Origin of the sequence: Kitasatospora sp. NPDC127121, assembly GCF_042677305.1 — a bacterium.
Taxonomy (GTDB): domain Bacteria; phylum Actinomycetota; class Actinomycetes; order Streptomycetales; family Streptomycetaceae; genus Kitasatospora.
The window spans coordinates 43,297-60,417 of record NZ_JBHXTQ010000008.1; the positions used below are offsets into that span (position 1 = coordinate 43,297).

At 70.8% G+C, this 17,121-nt stretch carries 16 protein-coding genes and 1 riboswitch; of the genes, 8 read left to right on the top strand and 8 right to left on the bottom strand.

Annotation, left to right across the window (positions count from 1 at the left end; all coding sequences use genetic code 11):
- Window positions 1–6 precede the first annotated feature (6 nt).
- From ACFVHI_RS07130 to ACFVHI_RS07140, 3 genes are all read right to left on the bottom strand, one after another.
- Window positions 7–1,386: an aminotransferase class V-fold PLP-dependent enzyme gene (locus ACFVHI_RS07130; protein WP_380336544.1), complete on the bottom strand. Its 1,380-nt coding sequence runs from the start codon at window positions 1,384–1,386 to the stop codon at window positions 7–9.
- Between the two features lie 52 nt (window positions 1,387–1,438).
- Window positions 1,439–1,556: riboswitch (SAM riboswitch) on the bottom strand.
- Window positions 1,557–1,663: 107 nt separating this feature from the next.
- Window positions 1,664–2,740, bottom strand: coding sequence for an anthranilate phosphoribosyltransferase (gene trpD / locus ACFVHI_RS07135; protein ID WP_107452844.1), 1,077 nt, complete (start codon window positions 2,738–2,740; stop codon window positions 1,664–1,666).
- Window positions 2,741–2,860: 120 nt separating this feature from the next.
- Entirely contained in the window at window positions 2,861–3,286 is a 426-nt protein-coding gene (locus ACFVHI_RS07140) for a hypothetical protein (RefSeq protein ID WP_063347283.1), read from the bottom strand.
- A gap of 395 nt (window positions 3,287–3,681) precedes the next feature.
- Between ACFVHI_RS07140 and ACFVHI_RS07145 the strand changes: the two genes are divergently transcribed.
- From ACFVHI_RS07145 to ACFVHI_RS07165, 5 genes are all read left to right on the top strand, one after another.
- Window positions 3,682–4,302, top strand: a complete 621-nt coding sequence (locus ACFVHI_RS07145; protein WP_063347284.1) for a heme-copper oxidase subunit III — start codon at window positions 3,682–3,684, stop codon at window positions 4,300–4,302.
- 188 nt (window positions 4,303–4,490) lie between these two features.
- Window positions 4,491–5,300, top strand: a complete 810-nt coding sequence (locus ACFVHI_RS07150) for a c-type cytochrome (protein ID WP_063347285.1) — start codon at window positions 4,491–4,493, stop codon at window positions 5,298–5,300.
- An 8-nt stretch (window positions 5,301–5,308) separates the two neighbouring features.
- Window positions 5,309–6,361, top strand: a complete 1,053-nt coding sequence (locus ACFVHI_RS07155) for a ubiquinol-cytochrome c reductase iron-sulfur subunit (RefSeq protein ID WP_063347286.1) — start codon at window positions 5,309–5,311, stop codon at window positions 6,359–6,361.
- The gene (locus ACFVHI_RS07160; protein ID WP_063347287.1) at window positions 6,358–8,010 is read left to right on the top strand and encodes a ubiquinol-cytochrome c reductase cytochrome b subunit; all 1,653 of its coding nucleotides are present in this window, start codon (window positions 6,358–6,360) and stop codon (window positions 8,008–8,010) included. The genes ACFVHI_RS07155 and ACFVHI_RS07160 overlap by 4 nt, the downstream gene beginning before the upstream one ends.
- A 106-nt stretch (window positions 8,011–8,116) precedes the next feature.
- Window positions 8,117–8,488 carry a GntR family transcriptional regulator gene (locus tag ACFVHI_RS07165; protein WP_063347288.1) on the top strand — a complete coding sequence of 124 codons (372 nt, stop codon included), beginning with the start codon at window positions 8,117–8,119 and terminating at the stop codon, window positions 8,486–8,488.
- A 19-nt stretch (window positions 8,489–8,507) separates the two neighbouring features.
- Here the strand turns inward: ACFVHI_RS07165 and ACFVHI_RS07170 are convergent, their stop codons facing one another.
- The 4 genes from ACFVHI_RS07170 to coxB form a co-directional block, all read right to left on the bottom strand.
- Window positions 8,508–9,770 carry an Ig-like domain-containing protein gene (locus ACFVHI_RS07170; protein ID WP_380336550.1) on the bottom strand — a complete coding sequence of 421 codons (1,263 nt, stop codon included), beginning with the start codon at window positions 9,768–9,770 and terminating at the stop codon, window positions 8,508–8,510.
- Window positions 9,771–9,949: 179 nt separating this feature from the next.
- On the bottom strand, window positions 9,950–10,366 hold the full coding sequence (locus tag ACFVHI_RS07175) for a cytochrome c oxidase subunit 4 (RefSeq protein ID WP_063347290.1): 417 nt from the start codon (window positions 10,364–10,366) through the stop codon (window positions 9,950–9,952).
- Window positions 10,366–12,141: a cytochrome c oxidase subunit I gene (gene ctaD / locus ACFVHI_RS07180; protein WP_063347291.1), complete on the bottom strand. Its 1,776-nt coding sequence runs from the start codon at window positions 12,139–12,141 to the stop codon at window positions 10,366–10,368. The genes ACFVHI_RS07175 and ctaD overlap by 1 nt, the downstream gene beginning before the upstream one ends.
- Window positions 12,138–12,992, bottom strand: coding sequence for a cytochrome c oxidase subunit II (gene coxB / locus ACFVHI_RS07185; RefSeq protein ID WP_063347292.1), 855 nt, complete (start codon window positions 12,990–12,992; stop codon window positions 12,138–12,140). The genes ctaD and coxB overlap by 4 nt, the downstream gene beginning before the upstream one ends.
- Window positions 12,993–13,360: 368 nt before the next feature.
- Between coxB and ACFVHI_RS07190 the strand changes: the two genes are divergently transcribed.
- The gene (locus tag ACFVHI_RS07190) at window positions 13,361–14,761 is read left to right on the top strand and encodes a cysteine desulfurase/sulfurtransferase TusA family protein (protein ID WP_063351057.1); all 1,401 of its coding nucleotides are present in this window, start codon (window positions 13,361–13,363) and stop codon (window positions 14,759–14,761) included.
- On the opposite strand, the gene ACFVHI_RS07195 is transcribed toward ACFVHI_RS07190, so the two are convergent.
- The gene (locus ACFVHI_RS07195; RefSeq protein WP_063347293.1) at window positions 14,754–15,731 is read right to left on the bottom strand and encodes a carbohydrate kinase family protein; all 978 of its coding nucleotides are present in this window, start codon (window positions 15,729–15,731) and stop codon (window positions 14,754–14,756) included. The two genes, ACFVHI_RS07190 and ACFVHI_RS07195, sit on opposite strands and share 8 nt — an antisense overlap.
- 280 nt (window positions 15,732–16,011) lie before the next feature.
- On the opposite strand from ACFVHI_RS07195, the gene ACFVHI_RS07200 reads away from it, so the two are divergent.
- Window positions 16,012–16,221 (top strand): hypothetical protein, encoded by a 210-nt coding sequence (locus ACFVHI_RS07200; protein ID WP_063347294.1) that lies wholly within the window; start codon window positions 16,012–16,014, stop codon window positions 16,219–16,221.
- Window positions 16,222–16,334: 113 nt separating this feature from the next.
- The gene (locus tag ACFVHI_RS07205; RefSeq protein WP_063347295.1) at window positions 16,335–17,042 is read left to right on the top strand and encodes a hypothetical protein; all 708 of its coding nucleotides are present in this window, start codon (window positions 16,335–16,337) and stop codon (window positions 17,040–17,042) included.
- The last annotated feature ends 79 nt before the right edge of the window (window positions 17,043–17,121 follow it).

Here is a 17,121-nt window from a genome sequence, read left to right on the forward strand (position 1 = left end):
GGCCCCTCAGCCCTGCCGACGCCCCCGGTCGACCTCCACGGTGGCGACGCAGCGTCCGCCCTCGTTGCGGTAGTTCCACGCGGCACCGTCCGTGACCAGCTCGCGGACGGCGGTCAGGAAGCGGTCGACGTGCTCGTCCGGAGTCCCGGCCCCGAAGCTCACCCGGATCGCGTTCAGGCTGCGCTCGCCGGGCAGCGACGGCTCGGGCGCCCCGCACTCGGAGGGGGAGACCTCTTCGTCCCCGAGCAGGGTGCGCAGCAGCGGGTGCGCGCAGAACAGGCCGTCGCGGACCCCGATGCCGTACTCGGCGGACAGCGCGGCCGAGAAGTGCGAGCTGTTCCAGCCCTGGACGACGAAGGACAGCACGCCCACCCGGGCCGCCTCGGCACCGAACAGGTTCAACACCTTGACCTGCGGGATCTCCGCCAGCCCGGCGGTCAGCCGGGCGATCAGCTGCCGCTCCCGGGCCTCCAACGCGTCGAACCCCGCCTCGCTCAGCGCCCGGCAGGCCGAGGCGATCGCGTAGGCGCCGATGACGTTCGGCGAGCCGGCCTCGTGCCGGGCCGGGCCGGAGTGCCACTGGACGGCCACCGAGCCGTCGGTCTCCCGGGCCACCGTCCGGGTCGCCCCGCCGCCGGCCAGGTACGGGTCGGCCGCGTCCAGCCAGTCCGCCCGGCCGGCCAGCACACCGGCGCCGAAGGGCGCGTAGATCTTGTGGCCGGAGAAGGCGATCCAGTCGACGTCCAGCTCGCGCACCGAGACCCGGTGGTGCGGGGCCAGCTGGGCGGCGTCCAGCACCACCCGGGCACCGTGCCGGTGCGCGGTCCCGGTCAGCTCGGCGACCGGCCACAGCTCGCCGGTCACGTTGGAGGCGCCGGTGACGCAGAGCAGCTTGGGGCCCTCGGGCGCCTCGGCGAGCGCGGCGTCCAGGGCGGCGACCGCCTCGGCGTGCGAGCGCGGCGCGCGCAGGTAGTGGACGTCGAGCCCGGCGTGCGCCCAGGGCAGCAGCGAGGCGTGGTGCTCGGTCTCGAAGGCGAACACCCGGGTCCCGGCCGGGACGGCCGCGGCGAGCAGGTTCAGCGAGTCGGTGGTGGCCCGGGTGAAGACCACCTGGTCGCCCTCGCGCAGGTCGAGGAACTCGGCGACGGTGCGGCGGCTCTGCTCGAACAGGTCGGTGGACAGCTGGGAGAGGTACCCGGCGCCGCGGTGCACGCTGCCGTAGTAGGGGGCGTAGGCGGAGACGTCGTCCCAGACCCGCTGGAGCGCCGGGGAGCTGGCCGCGTAGTCGAGGGCCGCGTACCCGACCTTCTCGCCGCTGGCGAGCGGGACCTGGACGTCGTGGCCGAGGACGGCGAGGGGGGCGCAGATTTCGGTGGCGACGGACATGAGGATGCACTCCTTCTGGGGATGTGGGACCCCGGGAGTACTAGTCGTCGGGCGTCCGCGCTTGCCGCACGGACGATTCGCCGAGCGACCCGGTCCTCACCCAGGGCACCCCGCCACGGACGGAGGGTTGCCGGACAGCAAGCTGGGGCTTGACGCTGTCACTCATGACCTGGCCAAGACTCTAGGTCGCGCCCAGCGAGTGGTCAAACAGGCATCCACCATCCGGACAGCCGAGGAGCCCGCGCCGACGTTGCGGCACGGGCTCCCAAGTACCGCCTCACACCCGGCTGGTGGCCTCCGACCAACGCCGCAGCAGCTCCTGCGCCGCGCCCGAGTCGATGGCCCGCTCCGCCCGCGCCATGCCGGCCGCGAGCTGTTCGGTGAGCGGCGCCTCGCCCAGGTCGAGCGCGACCAGCGCCGCCGCCGTGTTCATCAGGACGGCGTCCCGTACGGCCCCGCGCTCGCCCGCCAGCAGCCGACGCGCGACCTCGGCGTTGTACGAGGGGTCCGCCCCGCGCAGCGCCTCGATGCCGACCAGCTCGACGCCGACGTCCCGCGGGTCGAAGGTGGTCTCGGTGACGGTCCCGTCCCGCACGATCCACACCTGCGAGGTGGTGGTGATGGTCAGCTCGTCCAGGCCGTCGTCGCCCCGGAAGACCAGGCCGGTCGAGCCGCGCCGGGCGAGCACACCGGCGATCAGTGCGGCGAGCCGGGTGTCGAAGCAGCCGATCGCGTGCGAGGTGACCTTGGCCGGGTTGGTCAGCGGGCCGAGGATGTTGAACGCGGTCGGCACCCCGAGGTCGCGCCGGGCGGTGGCGGCGTGCCGCATCGACGGGTGGAACTTGGCCGCGAAGCAGAAGGTCAGCCCGACCTCCTCGGCGATCTCGGCGACCCGCCGGGCCGACAGGTCGAGGCGGACGCCGAGCTTCTCCAGCACGTCCGAGGAGCCGCTGGCCGAGGAGGAGGCGCGGTTCCCGTGCTTGACCACCTTGGCGCCGGCCGCGGCCGCGACGATCGCCGACATGGTGGAGATGTTGACGGTCTTGGCCCGGTCGCCGCCGGTGCCGACGATGTCCACGGCCGGGCCGGGGATGTCCAGCGGCTCGGCGTGCGCGTACATCGCGTCCACCAGGCCGGTGATCTCGTCGACCGTCTCGCCCTTGGCCCGCAGCGCCACCATGAACCCGGCCACCTGGACGGGGGACGCCTCGCCGCTCATGATCCGGTCCATCGCCCACGCGGTGGCCGAGCGGTCGAGGTCCTCCCCCTTCAACAGCGCCGCCAGGACGTCCGGCCAGGTGCGGACCACCTGCGCGGGTGCGGTACCACCGTTCGCAGGGTTCACGTTCACCATGGCTGACTCCAGCTGTTGTCGGGTTCCCCGCGTCGGGGGGACGTCCGTACGGATGGAGTCAGCCTATCGACCAGTCGGGTTCCCGCGGCGGCGTCTTCTCTAGTCGTGAGACGGCACCGCTCAGCGGCTGACGGGGGCCCGCTTGGCCAGCCGTGCCCGCAGCAGGGTGGCGACCGCGCCGGCCAGCGCCACCGGGTCCACCGGGCGGGAGATCGCGGCGTCGGCCCGGCTCCAGGCGGCCAGCCAGGAGTCCTGCGGCCGGCCGATCAGCACCAGCACCGGCGGGCAGCCGTAGATCTCGTCCTTGAGCTGGCGGCCGAGCCCGAGCCCGCCGGCCGGCACCGCCTCGCCGTCCAGGATGCAGAGGTCCACGCCGCCCTTCTCCAGTGCCTTCAGCACCGCCGGGGTGGTCGCGCACTCCAGGTAGGACAGTTCCGGAAGGTCCTCGACGGGCCGGCGGCCGAGTGCCGTCAGCACCTGCTCGCGGGTGTTGCGGTCATCGCTGTAGACGAGGACGGTGAGCGTCTCGTCGGTCGTGTACGCCATGGGCCCTGCTCCCTCAAGTGTGATCCGGACCACGTTCGCCTGATCCGGATGCTACTCCCGATCACCCGTCGCCGAGTCCCCCTCGCGGACCTTCCTCCTCAAGCCGCCGCGCCCGCGACTCACCCGCCCGGAGGACGGCCCGTCACCCGGACCCGGCCAGACCACCCGTACGGCCGATAAGGGGCCCGCGCATTACCCCCGGAGGCTCCGCCAAGCGTGCAACGACGCGCTGGGCAACGGGGTCGCGGGCCCCTTCGAGGAACCGTCAGAAAAGGGACACGCCGCTGCTCAGCCGCCATTGGGGTCCCCCACCGCCCCTCAGGGGGGCATACCGCACGCACCGGACACTCCGAGGGACACCCCCCGGCGTGAAGACGGAATAAGGGACCGACATAATGTCCGTCGTGGCGACAGCAACAGCAGTAGAAACCGGGCACGCGCACGGATCGGTCAACCGGCCGAACATGGTCAGCGTCGGAACGATCGTCTGGCTCAGTTCCGAGTTGATGTTCTTCGCGGCCCTCTTCGCGATGTACTTCACGCTCCGCTCCGTCAAGGGAGCCGAGTTCTGGACCGAGAAGGCGCACGCCCTCAACGTGCCCTTCTCCTCGGTCAACACCACGATCCTGGTGCTCTCCTCGCTGACCTGCCAGCTCGGCGTGTTCGCTGCCGAGCGCGGGGACGTGAAGAAGCTCCGCTCGTGGTTCGTCATCACCTTCGTGATGGGCGCGATCTTCATCGGCGGCCAGATCTTCGAGTACACCGAGCTGGTCAAGAAGGACGGCCTCTCGCTGTCCTCCGACCCGTACGGCACGGTGTTCTACCTGACCACCGGCTTCCACGGTCTGCACGTGACGGGTGGTCTGATCGCCTTCCTGCTGGTCCTGGGACGGACGTACGCAGCCAAGCGCTTCACGCACGAGCAGGCCACCGCCGCGATCGTCGTGTCGTACTACTGGCACTTCGTCGACGTCGTGTGGATCGGCCTGTTCGCGACCATCTACCTGATCAAGTAACCAGCTGATCAGGTCGCTGGCCACCGGCTTCGGTCCCCGCCCTCACCGGCGTCGGGCCGATTCTGCCGGTGGGCGACGCTCCCACCGACCGACCGCGCGCGCAGCCCTAGACAGGCAGCCTCGTGCCGGCCAGACCGGCCGCCGGGTGCACCCACCAGTCGACCAGATCCTGACACCGGGGTTATTCCGTGAAAAAGCTCTCCGCACGACGGCGCCACCCATTGGCGGCGCTGGTCGTCCTACTTCTCGCCCTGGCGGCAACCGGGGGGCTGTACGCCGCGTTCGCGCCCGCCGACAAGGCGCAGGCCGACGTCGCCGCGCAGTCGCTCGCGATCGATGAGGGCAAGAAGCTCTTCGCCGTGGGCTGCTCCTCGTGCCACGGCCTGAACGGCCAGGGCAGCAGCGACGGTCCGAGCCTGGTCGGCGTCGGCTCCGCCTCTGTCGACTTCCAGGTCGGTACCGGCCGCATGCCGGCCCAGCAGCCCGGCGCCCAGGTGCCGCGCAAGAAGAACATCTACTCGCAGGCGGAGATCGACCAGCTCGCCGCCTTCGTCGCTTCGCTCGGCCCCGGCCCGGTGACGCCGACCCCGGAGCAGTACACCTCGACCAACCCGGACGACATCTCCAAGGGTGGCGAGCTGTTCCGCACCAACTGCGCCCAGTGCCACAACTTCGCCGGCCAGGGCGGTGCCCTGACCAAGGGCAAGTACGCCCCGTCGCTGGAGGGCGTGGACGCCAAGCACATCTACGAGGCCATGCAGACCGGCCCGCAGAACATGCCGTCGTTCCCGGACACCACCATGCCCGAGGAGCAGAAGAAGCAGATCGTGGCCTTCGTCCGCCACACCACCTCCGATGAGCCCAACCCCGGTGGTCTCACGCTCGGCAGCCTCGGTCCGGTGACCGAGGGTCTGTTCGGCTGGATCTTCGGTCTCGGCACGCTCATCGCGGTCGCGATCTGGGTCGCCGCCCACACCACCAAGGCCAAGAAGTCATGAGCCACGACATGTCAGAAGAGAAGCTGCCGGAGTCACACGGCTCCGCCGGTGACGTCGCCGCACACGGCGACCCGTTCGCCGACCCGGGCCTTCCGGCCCACGAGCCCCGCCGCACCGACATCGACGAGCGGGCCGCCCAGCGGGCCGAGCGCCAGGTCTCGCTGATGTTCGTGGTCTCGATGCTCGCCACCATCGGCTTCATCGCCTCGTACGTGGCCATCGACCCGGACAAGATCGTCTACATCTTCCCGCTCGGTCACGTCAGCGCGCTGAACTTCGCGCTCGGCATGACCCTGGGCGTCGCGCTGTTCATGATCGGCGCGGGTGCGGTCCACTGGGCCCGCACGCTGATGTCGGACGTCGAGCTGCCGGCCGAGCGCCACCCGATCGAGGCTGACGACGAGGTCCGCGCGGACGTCATCGAGCAGTTCAAGACCGGTGCCGCCGAGTCCGGCTTCGGCCGCCGCAAGATGATCCGCAACACCCTCATCGGCTCCATGGCGCTGGTCCCGCTCTCCGGCGTGGTCCTGCTCCGCGACCTCGGGCCGCTGCCCGAGAAGAAGCTGAAGGAGACGGGCTGGAACGAGGCGACCCCGGCCCAGCCCCTGCAGCTCATCAACATGAACACCAACCTGCCGATGAAGGCCGAGGACATCGTCATCGGCTCGCTGACCTTCGCCATGCCCGAGGGTCTGCACGTCCACGACGAGGACTTCCAGCAGGCGATCGCCAAGGACGCCCTGATGCTGGTGCGCATCGCACCGGACGACATCAAGGACGACCGGTCGCGGGAGAAGGGCTTCGAGGGCATCCTCGCCTACTCCAAGATCTGCACCCACGTCGGCTGCCCGATCAGCCTGTACGAGCAGCAGACCCACCACGCGCTCTGCCCCTGCCACCAGTCGACCTTCGACCTGGCGGACGGCGCGCGCGTGATCTTCGGCCCGGCCGGCCACCCGCTGCCGCAGCTGAAGATCATCACTGACGAGAAGGGCTACCTGGTCGCCACCGGCGACTTCGACGAGCCCGTCGGCCCGAGCTACTGGGAGCGTGCTCGATGAGTACGAGCAGCACCACCGGTGCCGCCAAGCCCGCCAGCACGCGCGCCAAGCCCGCCAACAAGTGGGAGGCCGCTGCTGACTGGACGGACGGCCGGGTGGGGATCTACTCCCTCGCCAAGGCCAACCTGCGCAAGATCTTCCCGGACCACTGGTCCTTCATGCTGGGCGAGATCTGCCTCTACACGTTCGTCATCATCATCCTGACCGGTGTCTACCTGACGCTGTTCTTCAAGCCGTCGATGGCCGAGGTCGTCTACAACGGCTCGTACGTGCCGCTCAAGGGCATCGGGATGTCCGAGGCGTACGCCTCGACGGTGGACATCAGCTTCGAGGTCCGCGGCGGGCTGCTGATCCGGCAGATCCACCACTGGGCCGCCCTGGTCTTCGTGGCCGCGATGCTCGTGCACATGATGCGCGTGTTCTTCACCGGCGCGTTCCGCAAGCCGCGTGAGATCAACTGGGTCTTCGGCTTCCTGCTGCTGATCCTGGGCATGTTCGACGGCTTCTTCGGCTACTCGCTGCCGGACGACCTGCTGTCGGGTACCGGTATCCGGTTCATGGAAGGCGCGATCCTCGCCGTCCCGCTGGTCGGCACCTACATCCAGATGTTCCTGTTCGGGGGCGAGTTCCCCGGCCACGACATCGTGCCGCGCTTCTTCACGATCCACGTGCTGCTGATCCCGGGCATCATGCTCGGCCTGCTGGTGGCGCACCTGATCCTGGTCTTCTACCACAAGCACACCCAGTGGGCGGGCCCGGGCAAGACCGAGAAGAACGTCGTCGGCATGCCGCTGATGCCGGTCTACATGGCCAAGGCCGGTGGCTTCTTCTTCCTGGTGTTCGGTCTGATCGCCGCCATCTCGGCGATCGCCACGATCAACCCGATCTGGGCGTACGGCCCGTACCGCCCGGACCAGGTGTCCACGGACGCCCAGCCCGACTGGTACATGGGCTTCTCCGAAGGCCTGATCCGCGTCATGCCGGGCTGGGAGGTCGGCCTGTGGGGCCACACCCTGAACCTGGGTGTCTTCATCCCGCTGATGATCTTCCCGCTGGTCCTGGTCTCGATCGCGGTCTACCCGTTCATCGAGGGCTGGATCACCGGCGACAAGCGCGAGCACCACATCCTGGACCGCCCGCGCAACGCGCCCGTCCGCACCGCGCTCGGCGCCGCCTGGATCAGCCTGTACCTGGTGCTGCTGGTCGGTGGTGGCAACGACCTGTTCGCCACCCACCTGCACCTGTCGATCAACTCGATCACCTACTTCGTCCGCGTCGGCTTCTTCGCGGTCCCGGTCATCACCTTCATCATCACCAAGCGCTGGTGCCTCGGCCTCCAGCGCCGGGACAAGGAGAAGGTGCTGCACGGCCGCGAGACGGGCGTCATCAAGCGCCTGCCGCACGGCGAGTTCGTCGAGGTGCACGCCCAGCTGCCGCAGAAGGACCTGTACAAGCTCACCGCGCACGAGCAGGTCCAGCCGGTCGAGCTGCCGGCCCAGACGGACGAGAACGGCGTGGCCGGCAAGGCCGGCCTGATCGGCCGCACCCGGGCCAAGCTGTCCCGCGGCTTCTACGGCGGCGGCGCCCAGATCCCCAAGCCGACCTCCGAGGAGCACCACGAGATCACCAGCGGCCACGGCCACCACTGATCCCGTACGCCCCGCAGCGTCACACCCGAGGGCCGCTGACCAGAGTTCTTCTGGTCGGCGGCCCTCGGGCTTTCCCGTCCCCCGTCCGCACCCTCCAGGAGCTCCCGTGCAGCTGTCCGTCGACCCCGCCGCCGCCACTCCCCCGTACGAGCAGATCCGGGCCCAGATCGCCGAGCGGGCCCGTTCCGGCGAACTGCCGACCGGGCTGCGGCTGCCCACCGTCCGGGCCCTGGCCGAGGAGCTGGGGCTGGCCGCCGGGACGGTCGCCCGGGCGTACCGGGAACTGGAGGCGGACGGCGTGGTGGAGACCCACGGCCGGCGCGGCACGCTGATCGCGGCCACCGGCGACACCGCGCACCGGCTGGCCGCCGCGGCCGCCGCCGAGTACGCCGAGCGGGCGACCCGGCTCGGGCTCCCGCGGGCGGACGCGCTGGCCGCCGTGGACGCCGCCCTGCGGCTGGCCTACCAGGAGGCCTGAGAAGGCGCTCCAGGGGCCCTCAGGCCTCCGGGCGGATCATCCCCGAGGCGTGGGCCTGGGAGGACGGCACGGTGGTGCTGACGGGCTGCCCGAGGGCGCTGTGCTTGACCCAGTCCGTCCAGGAGATGTTCCAGTCCCCGAAGCCGTTGCCGAAGGGCTCCATGGTGGCGCCGCGGCTGTTCACCACCGTCACCAGGTCCCCCACCCTGGTGTTCTGGAAGTACCACTTGGCGTTCTCGGTGCTCATGCCGGTACAGCCGTGGCTGACGTTCTCCAGGCCCTGCGAGCGGACCGACCAGGGCGCCGCGTGAACGTACTCGCCGCTCCAGGTGACCCGGGTGGCCCACTCCACGTTGAGGTCGTAGAACTCCGAGCTCCCGGCCTTTATCCCGATCGTCTCGCCGTTCATCCGGACGGACCGCTCCTGGCCGAGCACCACCTTGACGCCGTTGCGGGTGTCGAAGCCGGGCTTGCCGGTGGTCACCGGGATGCTCCGGAGCAGCTCGCCGTCACGGCTGAGGGTGAGCAGGTGGGCGGCCGCGTCGACCACCGTCTCGACCCGTGCGCCGATCCGCAGGCCCAGCGTGCTGCGGTCGCCGCCGTAGAGGCCGTCCGCGATCCGGACGCCGGTGCCGTCGAAGGCCAGCGAGACGGTGGTGCCGGCCGGCCAGTACTCCTGCGGGCGGAAGTGCAGTTCCTTGTCGCCCACCCAGTACCAGGCGCCGGTGACGGCGGGCTGGGAGCTGACGGTCAGGACGCGCTCGACCTCCTGGCGGGCCTGCGGGTCCTGCACCGCCTCGGAGAGCTGCACGGTGAGCGGCTGGCCGACGCCGTAGATGCCGCTGCCGGAGGAGTCCGGGCCCAGCTTGGCGGTGAGCAGGCGCTGGGCGGCGAGGGTGCTGAAGTCCGCCGTGGTGTCGCCGCGGCCGCCCTTGCCGTCGTCGGCGGCGATCCGCACCGAGTAGTCGGTGTCGGCCTTCAGCCGGCCGGTGGTCTGCCAGCTGCGCTGGTCCTCGGCGAGCTGACCGGCCACCACCCGGCCGTCCGGGCCGGTCACGGTGACGTCGGTGAGCCGGCTGCCGGGCACGGACGTCACCGTGACCGGTTTGGAGGGGTCGACCTTGCCCCCGCCCTCGGCCGAGAGATGGACGAGCACGGCCGCGTCGATCCGGTGGGGGCCGACCGCCTCGCCGCCGCCGGACGAGCAGGCGGCCAGCGGGGCCAGTACTGCGAGGGTCAGCGAGATGCCGCCGATACCTGCGATTCCGCGCCTGTCGGCCATGAAACGCCTCCGAGGGTCCGCACGATTGCTCAGATCGTAGGAACGAGGCCCGCCGAAGCGACATCGGAGCGCCCCCGCGTTCACCCGGGTGAGTGAGTTCGTCACCCTGGAGACGCAACGGGGCCGGTCCTCCCCATGCGGGAGGACCGGCCCTGTCGTCGTCGGCGGAACCCGGGAACCTACTGGTTCTGGTTCTCGCCCCGGTAGAACTCGAAGACCCAGCCGAAGAGGCCGATCAGGATGATCGGGATCGACCAGAACAGCAGCCACCAGCCGAAGATCACTCCGAGGAACGCCAGCGAGCCGCCGATCGCCAGGGAGAGCGGCTGCCAGCTGTGCGGGGCGAAGAAGCCCAGCTCGCCGGCGTCGTCCGCCACCTCGGCCTCGGGGTTGTCACCCGCGCCGCTGTCCACCCGGCGGGCGGTGAAGGCGAGGTAGTACCCGATGAAGGCGCAGAGCGCGAAGGCGAGGAACAGCGCCGTGGTGCCGGCCGCCTCGATCCCGTGCTCCGAGTGGTTGGTCCACAGGCCGTAGGTGACGGCCATCGCGAGGACGAAGACCGCCAGCCCGAGGAAGATCTTTCCCTGTTCCTTCATCAGACGTCGCCCTCCTTCTTGCCCTTGTCCAGCTTCGGGGCGTCGTACTTCGCCGGGGTCACGCCGGCGAGGTGCTTGGCCGGCTCACCGTGGTTCTCCAGGTAGTCCAGCGCGGCGATCTCCGGGTGGTGGAGGTCGAAGGCCGGGGATTCGGAGCGGATCCGGGGCAGGGTGAGGAAGTTGTGCCGCGGCGGCGGGCAGGAGGTCGCCCACTCCAGCGAGCGGCCGTAGCCCCACGGGTCGTCGACCTCGACCTTCTCGCCGTACTTGGCCGTCTTCCACACGTTGTAGAGGAACGGCAGCATCGAGGCGCCGAGCACGAACGAGCCGATGGTCGAGACGGTGTTCAGCGTGGTGAAGCCGTCCGAGGCCAGGTAGTCGGCGTAGCGGCGGGGCATGCCCTCCGCGCCGAGCCAGTGCTGGACCAGGAAGGTGGTGTGGAAGCCGAAGAACAGCGTCCAGAAGGTGATCTTGCCGAGGCGCTCGTCCAGCATCTTGCCGGTCATCTTCGGCCACCAGAAGTGGAAGCCGGCGAACATCGCGAAGACGACGGTGCCGAAGACCACGTAGTGGAAGTGGGCGACGACGAAGTACGAGTCCGAGACGTGGAAGTCGATCGGCGGGGAGGCCAGCAGCACACCGGTCAGACCACCGAAGAGGAAGGTGACCAGGAAGCCGACCGTCCAGAGCATCGGCGTCTCGAAGCTCAGCGAGCCCTTCCACATGGTGCCGACCCAGTTGAAGAACTTCACACCGGTCGGGACCGCGATCAGGAAGGTCATGAAGGAGAAGAACGGCAGCAGCACCTGCCCGGTGACGTACATGTGGTGCGCCCACACCGTCACCGACAGACCGGCGATCGCGATGGTGGCCGCGATCAGGCCGGAGTAGCCGAACATCGGCTTGCGGCTGAAGACCGGGATGATCTCCGACACGATGCCGAAGAACGGCAGCGCGATGATGTACACCTCGGGGTGGCCGAAGAACCAGAACAGGTGTTGCCACAGCATCGCCCCGCCGTTGGCGGGATCGAATACGTGGGCCCCGAATTTACGGTCCGCCTCCAGGGCGAACAGCGCGGCGGCCAGGACCGGGAAGGCCAGCAGGACCAGCACGGCGGTCAGCAGGACGTTCCAGACGAAGATCGACATCCGGAACATCGTCATGCCGGGGGCGCGCATGCAGATGATCGTGGTGATGAAGTTGACCGCACCGAGGATCGTGCCGAAGCCGGAGAAGGCCAGGCCCATGATCCACATGTCGGCGCCGACGCCCGGCGAACGGACCGCGTCCGACAGCGGGGAGTAGGCGAACCAGCCGAAGTTGGCCGCGCCGTTCGGGGTCAGGAAGCCCGCCACCGCGATGGTCGAGCCGAAGAGGTACAGCCAGTACGCGAACATGTTCAGACGCGGGAACGCCACGTCCGGGGCGCCGATCTGGAGCGGCATGATCCAGTTCGCGAAGCCGGCGAACAGCGGCGTCGCGAACATCAGCAGCATGATCGTGCCGTGCATCGTGAACGCCTGGTTGAACTGCTCGTTCGACAGGATCTGGGTCCCGGGACGAGCCAGCTCGGCGCGCATGACCAGCGCGAGGATGCCGCCGATCAGGAAGAAGGCGAACGACGTGCCCAGGTACAGGGTGCCGATCGTCTTGTGGTCGGTGGTGGTCAGCCACTTGATGATGGTCGAACCCGGCTTGCGGGTCCGCTGCGCCCCGACCGTGACGGCCCCGGCGCCCCCGCCGGCCGCGGCGGGCTCGTTGAGGATGGTCACTTCTCTTCACTTCCCATGGTCGTGATGCCGGAGGGCAACGCGCCGGTCTGGCCCTTGGCCCGGAGGTCCGCCAGGTGCTTGTCGTAGTCGGCGCGGTCGACGACCTTGACGTTGAACAGCATGCGCGAGTGGTCGACGCCACAGAGCTCCGCGCACTTGCCCATGTACTCGCCCTTGACGGTGGGGGTGACCTCGAACCTGTTCACCACGCCCGGCACGACGTCCATCTTCATCATGAAGTTGACGGGCCAGAAGTCGTGGATGACGTCACGCGAGGTCAGCCGGAACTGCACCGACTCGTTGACCGGCAGCCAGAGCGTCGGAACGTCCCTGGGCGTACCGACGTCGTACGCGGCGTCCTTGTTGGCCGGGTCGGGGTTCTCGGTGTTCTCGTAGTTGAACGCCCAGCTCCACTGGAAGCCGACCACGTTGACCGTGTGCTGCGGCTTCTCGGAGACGGCGATCAGCTTCGACTCGTCGCGGGCGACGAAGTAGAAGAGCACCGAGACGATGATGATGGGGACCGCGGTGTAGAGCGCCTCGATGGGCACGTTGTACCGGGTCTGCGGGGGGACCTCCACGCCGGTGCGGCTGCGCCGGTGGAAGATCACGCTCCAGATGATCAGACCCCACATCAGTACGCCGACCACCAGCGCCGCGATCCAGGAGCCCTGCCACATCTGGAGGACCATCGGCCCTTCCTTGGTGACGGGGCTCGGGAGGCCAAGCCTGGGGAGGTCGTTGGCCGAGCAGCCGGTGGCGGTCGCGATGACGAGGCCCAGTGCCAGCGCCTGAGGCAGCTTCCGCCGCATCGTGCGCCGCGGCGAGCGGTCGGAGCCGTTGGGACTCACGTAGCGCCTTCCCGAAGTCTCGCCCGCCTTCGCGTCGCCCCGCGGAGGATTGTGAGCCTCCCCGGCGACCCGTCCACGGGCACGGTTTGAATGCTTATGCGGGCCAAACCCTACTCCAGCCTTATGCGCTCCTGACGGGCAGCCCCCGGTAACGCGCCGCCCGGTCGCCCGATCAGGCCCGGCAGGGGCTGCGTCGCAGGTCATCGTAGGCATTCGAGGTCCTTACGCCCGATCGGGGGATGACCTCGAACTACGCGGGTGACGGTCCGTCGGACGCGGACGAAGCGGACATTCGGGGTGATCGACTGACGGCCGGTAAGCGATGTCGTCGGACCGGAACGGCTCCGGGTGTGTCGTTAAATGTGACCGTGTACTTCGACGCGGCCTCGACGGCCCCTCTGCACCCCGTCGCACGGCAGGCGCTGACCGCCGCCCTGGACGAGGGCTGGGCCGATCCGGCCCGGCTGTACCGCTCCGGCCGGCAGGCCCGGATGCTGCTGGACGCCGCCCGCGAGACGGTGGCCGAGGCCCTGGGCGCCCGGGCGGACGAGATCTCCTTCACCGCTAGCGGGACGCAGGCGGTGCAACTCGGCATGCTGGGCGCGCTGGCCGGCCACCGGCGGCGCGGCGGCCACCTGGTGCACTCGGCGGTCGAGCACTCCAGCGTGCTGCACGTCGCCGAGCGTCAGGAGGCGGGCGGGGGCACCGTCTCGGTGGCGCCGGTGGACCGCGCTGGACGGGTCGACCCGGACGTGTTCGCCGCGCTGCTGCGCGCGGACACCGCGCTGGCCGTCCTGCAGAGCGCCAACCACGAGGTGGGGACGGTCCAGCCGGTCGGCGAGGTCGCCGGACACTGCCGCGAGGCCGGTGTCCCGCTGCTGGTCGACGCCGCGCAGAGCGTCGGGCGGATGGACGTCCCGGCGGGCTGGTCGCTGCTGACCGCCAGCGCGCACAAGTGGGGCGGGCCGCCCGGCGTCGGGGTGCTGGCGGTGCGCAAGGGCGTCCGGTACGCCTCGCCGCTGCCGGCCGACGAACGCGAGGGCGGGCGGGTGCCCGGCTACGTCAACGTCCCGGCGATCGTCGCCGCGGCCGCCTCGCTGCGGGCCGTCCGGGCCGAGGCCGCGCGGGAGAACGCCCGGCTCCACGCGCTGGTGGAGCGCATCCGGGCCCGGGTGCCGCAGCTGGTGCCCGAGGTGGAGGTGGTCGGCGACCCGGTGCGGCGGCTGCCGCACATCGTCACCTTCTCCTGCCTGTACGTGGACGGCGAGGTGCTGCTCACCGAACTGGACCGGGCGGGCTTCGCGGTCTCCTCCGGCTCCTCCTGCACCTCCTCCACCCTGACGCCGAGCCATGTGCTGGCCGCGATGGGGGTGCTCACCGAGGGGAACGTCCGGGTCTCGCTGCCGCCCGGGACGGCCGAGGCCGACGTCGAACGCTTCCTCACCGTGCTGCCGGAGCTGGTCGCTGGCGTCCGGGCGCCGCTCGGGCTGGACCTGCCGGCCCCGGAGCCGGAGCCGGCGGCCGGGCCCCTGCTGGTGATCGACGCGCTGGGCAAGCGCTGCCCGCTGCCGGTGATCGAGCTGGCGAAGCGGATCGGCGAGGTGCCGGAGGGCGGCACGGTCGCCGTGCTCGCGGACGACGAGGCGGCCCGGCTGGACATCCCGGCCTGGTGCGGGATGCGCGGTCAGGAGTACGCGGGCGAGGCCCCGGCCGCCGACTACGGCGGCGACCGGGGCTCGGCCTACCTCGTCGTCCGGCGGACTACTTGACCAGGTGCGCGCGGACGTCCGCGGCGGCCTCGGCGCCGTAGGCGTCCTCGAAGCGCTTCAGGAAGGCGGTCGGGCGCAGCTCGTACTCCTGGGTGCCGACGGTCTCGATCACCAGGGTGGCGAGCATGCAGCCGAGCTGGGCGGCGCGCTCCAGGTCGAGCTGCCAGGACAGGCCGGTCAGGAAGCCGGCCCGGAAGGCGTCGCCGACGCCGGTCGGGTCGACCTTCGCCTCCTCGGCGGCGCAGCCGACCAGGATCGCCGCCTCGCCCTTGCGCTCGATCCGCACGCCCTTGCTGCCCAGGGTGGTGATCCGGGTACCGACCCGGGTGAGGATCTCCTCGGCGTCCCAGCCGGTCTTGCTCTCGATCAGCGCGGCCTCGTACTCGTTGGTGAAGAGGTACGCGGCGCCGTCGACGATGTCGCGGATGTCGTCGCCGTCCAGGCGGGCCAGCTGCTGGGAGGGGTCGGCGGCGAAGGCGAAGCCGCGGGTGCGGCACTCCTGGGTGTGGCGCACCATGCCCTGCGGGTCGTCGGCACCGATCAGGACGAGGTCGAGGCCGCCGACGCGGTCGGCGATCGGCTTGAGCTCGATGTTGCGGGCCTCCGCCATGGCACCGGTGTAGAACGAGGCGATCTGGTTGTGGTCCTCGTCCGTGGTGCACATGAAGCGGGCGGTGTGCCGGGTCTCGGAGATGTGGACGGAGTTGCAGTCCACGTTGTTGCGCTCCAGCCAGCTGCGGTACTCGGCGAAGTCCGCGCCGGCCGCGCCGACCAGGATCGGGCGGAGCCCGAGCACGCCCATGCCGAACGCGATGTTCGGCGCGACTCCGCCGCGGCGGATGTCCAGGGTGTCGACCAGGAAGGACAGCGACACGGTGTGCAGCTGCTCGGCGACGAGCTGGTCGGCGAACCGACCGGGGAACGTCATCAGGTGGTCGGTGGCGATCGAGCCGGCGACGGCGATACGCACGGGAGGTCTCCTCAGGATGGCTGCGGGGCCAACGGGCAAGCACGGGTGAACCCACACACGGTACCGGGCTCGGGGCGGGCCGCAGCAAGACCGCCGCAATCCGCCGGCCCGCAGTGCCATCGTGGCACCCGTCACCGTCGAACGTGTACTACCTCCGGGTAGCACTGGTGGGTGGGCCGAACCCCGGCCTAGGGTCGGCAGCAGGGGCCCCGCCGAGCCGGGCGGGCCCCGTCGTCGACCGTGGCAGTGCGGCCACGGCCATGGATCGGAGCGATGCCCGATGATGCCCAGCCACGCCCCGCTGTCCGCCCTCCGGACCGAAGCCGACGGCGAGAGCCTCGACGCGCTGGTGAGTTCGTCCCGGCGGCTGCGCCGGTTCTGGCCGCTGCTGGCGACCGGTCCCGAGCCGGCCGCGCCCGCCCGGGAGGGGTTCCGGGTGCCGTCCGACGCGCAGCGGCTGGTCGCCGGGATGGCCGAGTACGACATGTGACCCGGCGCCCGCCCCGGCCCGGGGCGGGTGGAACCGGATCCGACCGGGTCACGTCACATCCGCGCGGAGCGGCCGAGCGGGCGGCACCGCTGAGCCCTCGGGAGGATGTGCAGATGGACCTGGAGACGATGCCCCGGCGCGGTCGGCGGGCGGTGGCCCTGGCGGGCCTGGCGCTGGCGGCGGTGGTGACGGTGGCCGGGTGCAACGGGGACGGCAAGACCTCCTCGGACGCGGCGGCGGGCGGCGTGGCCACGACCTCGGCGGGCGCGAGCGCCTCCCCGGAGGCCCCGGCGTCCTCCGGCGCCCCGTCCGCGCCGGCTCCGACGGCTCCGGCGGCGAGCCCGTCGGCCACGTCGGACCAGCCCGGCCAGACACCGCCGACCAAGTGGGCCCCCACCCCGGCCTCGCCCGCCCCTGGGCAGCCGTCGACGGCCGGCTCCGGGGGCACTCCCCCGGGCCCCGGGATCGCGGTGGGCGAGCCCGACCCGGCCGGGTCTGGGGCGCGCCCGGCGGTCTCCTACCGGGTGGACGGCAGCAACGGGCTGACCGTCTACTTCTTCGGCGGGGTCTGCCAGAAGTACGCGCTGAAGGCGGACGAGTCGCACCCCGGCCGGGTGGACGTCAGGATCGTGGTGGCGGCGCCGGTGCAGCCCGGGCAGGTCTGCAACGCGCTGGCCAAGCGGCAGTCGGTGACCGCCGATCTGCGCTCGCCACTGGCCGGGCGGACGGTGACCGACCAGTCGAGCGGCCAGAACGTACCGCTGGAGGCCGATCCGCACATGGGGCCGGACCCGGTCACTCCGGACGTCGCCGGCCAGTAGCCGCGACAACGGTGTGGAACGCGGAGGCGGGCCCCGGGGGGTGCACCCCGGCGCCCAGCGACCCCCCGGCCCCAACCCC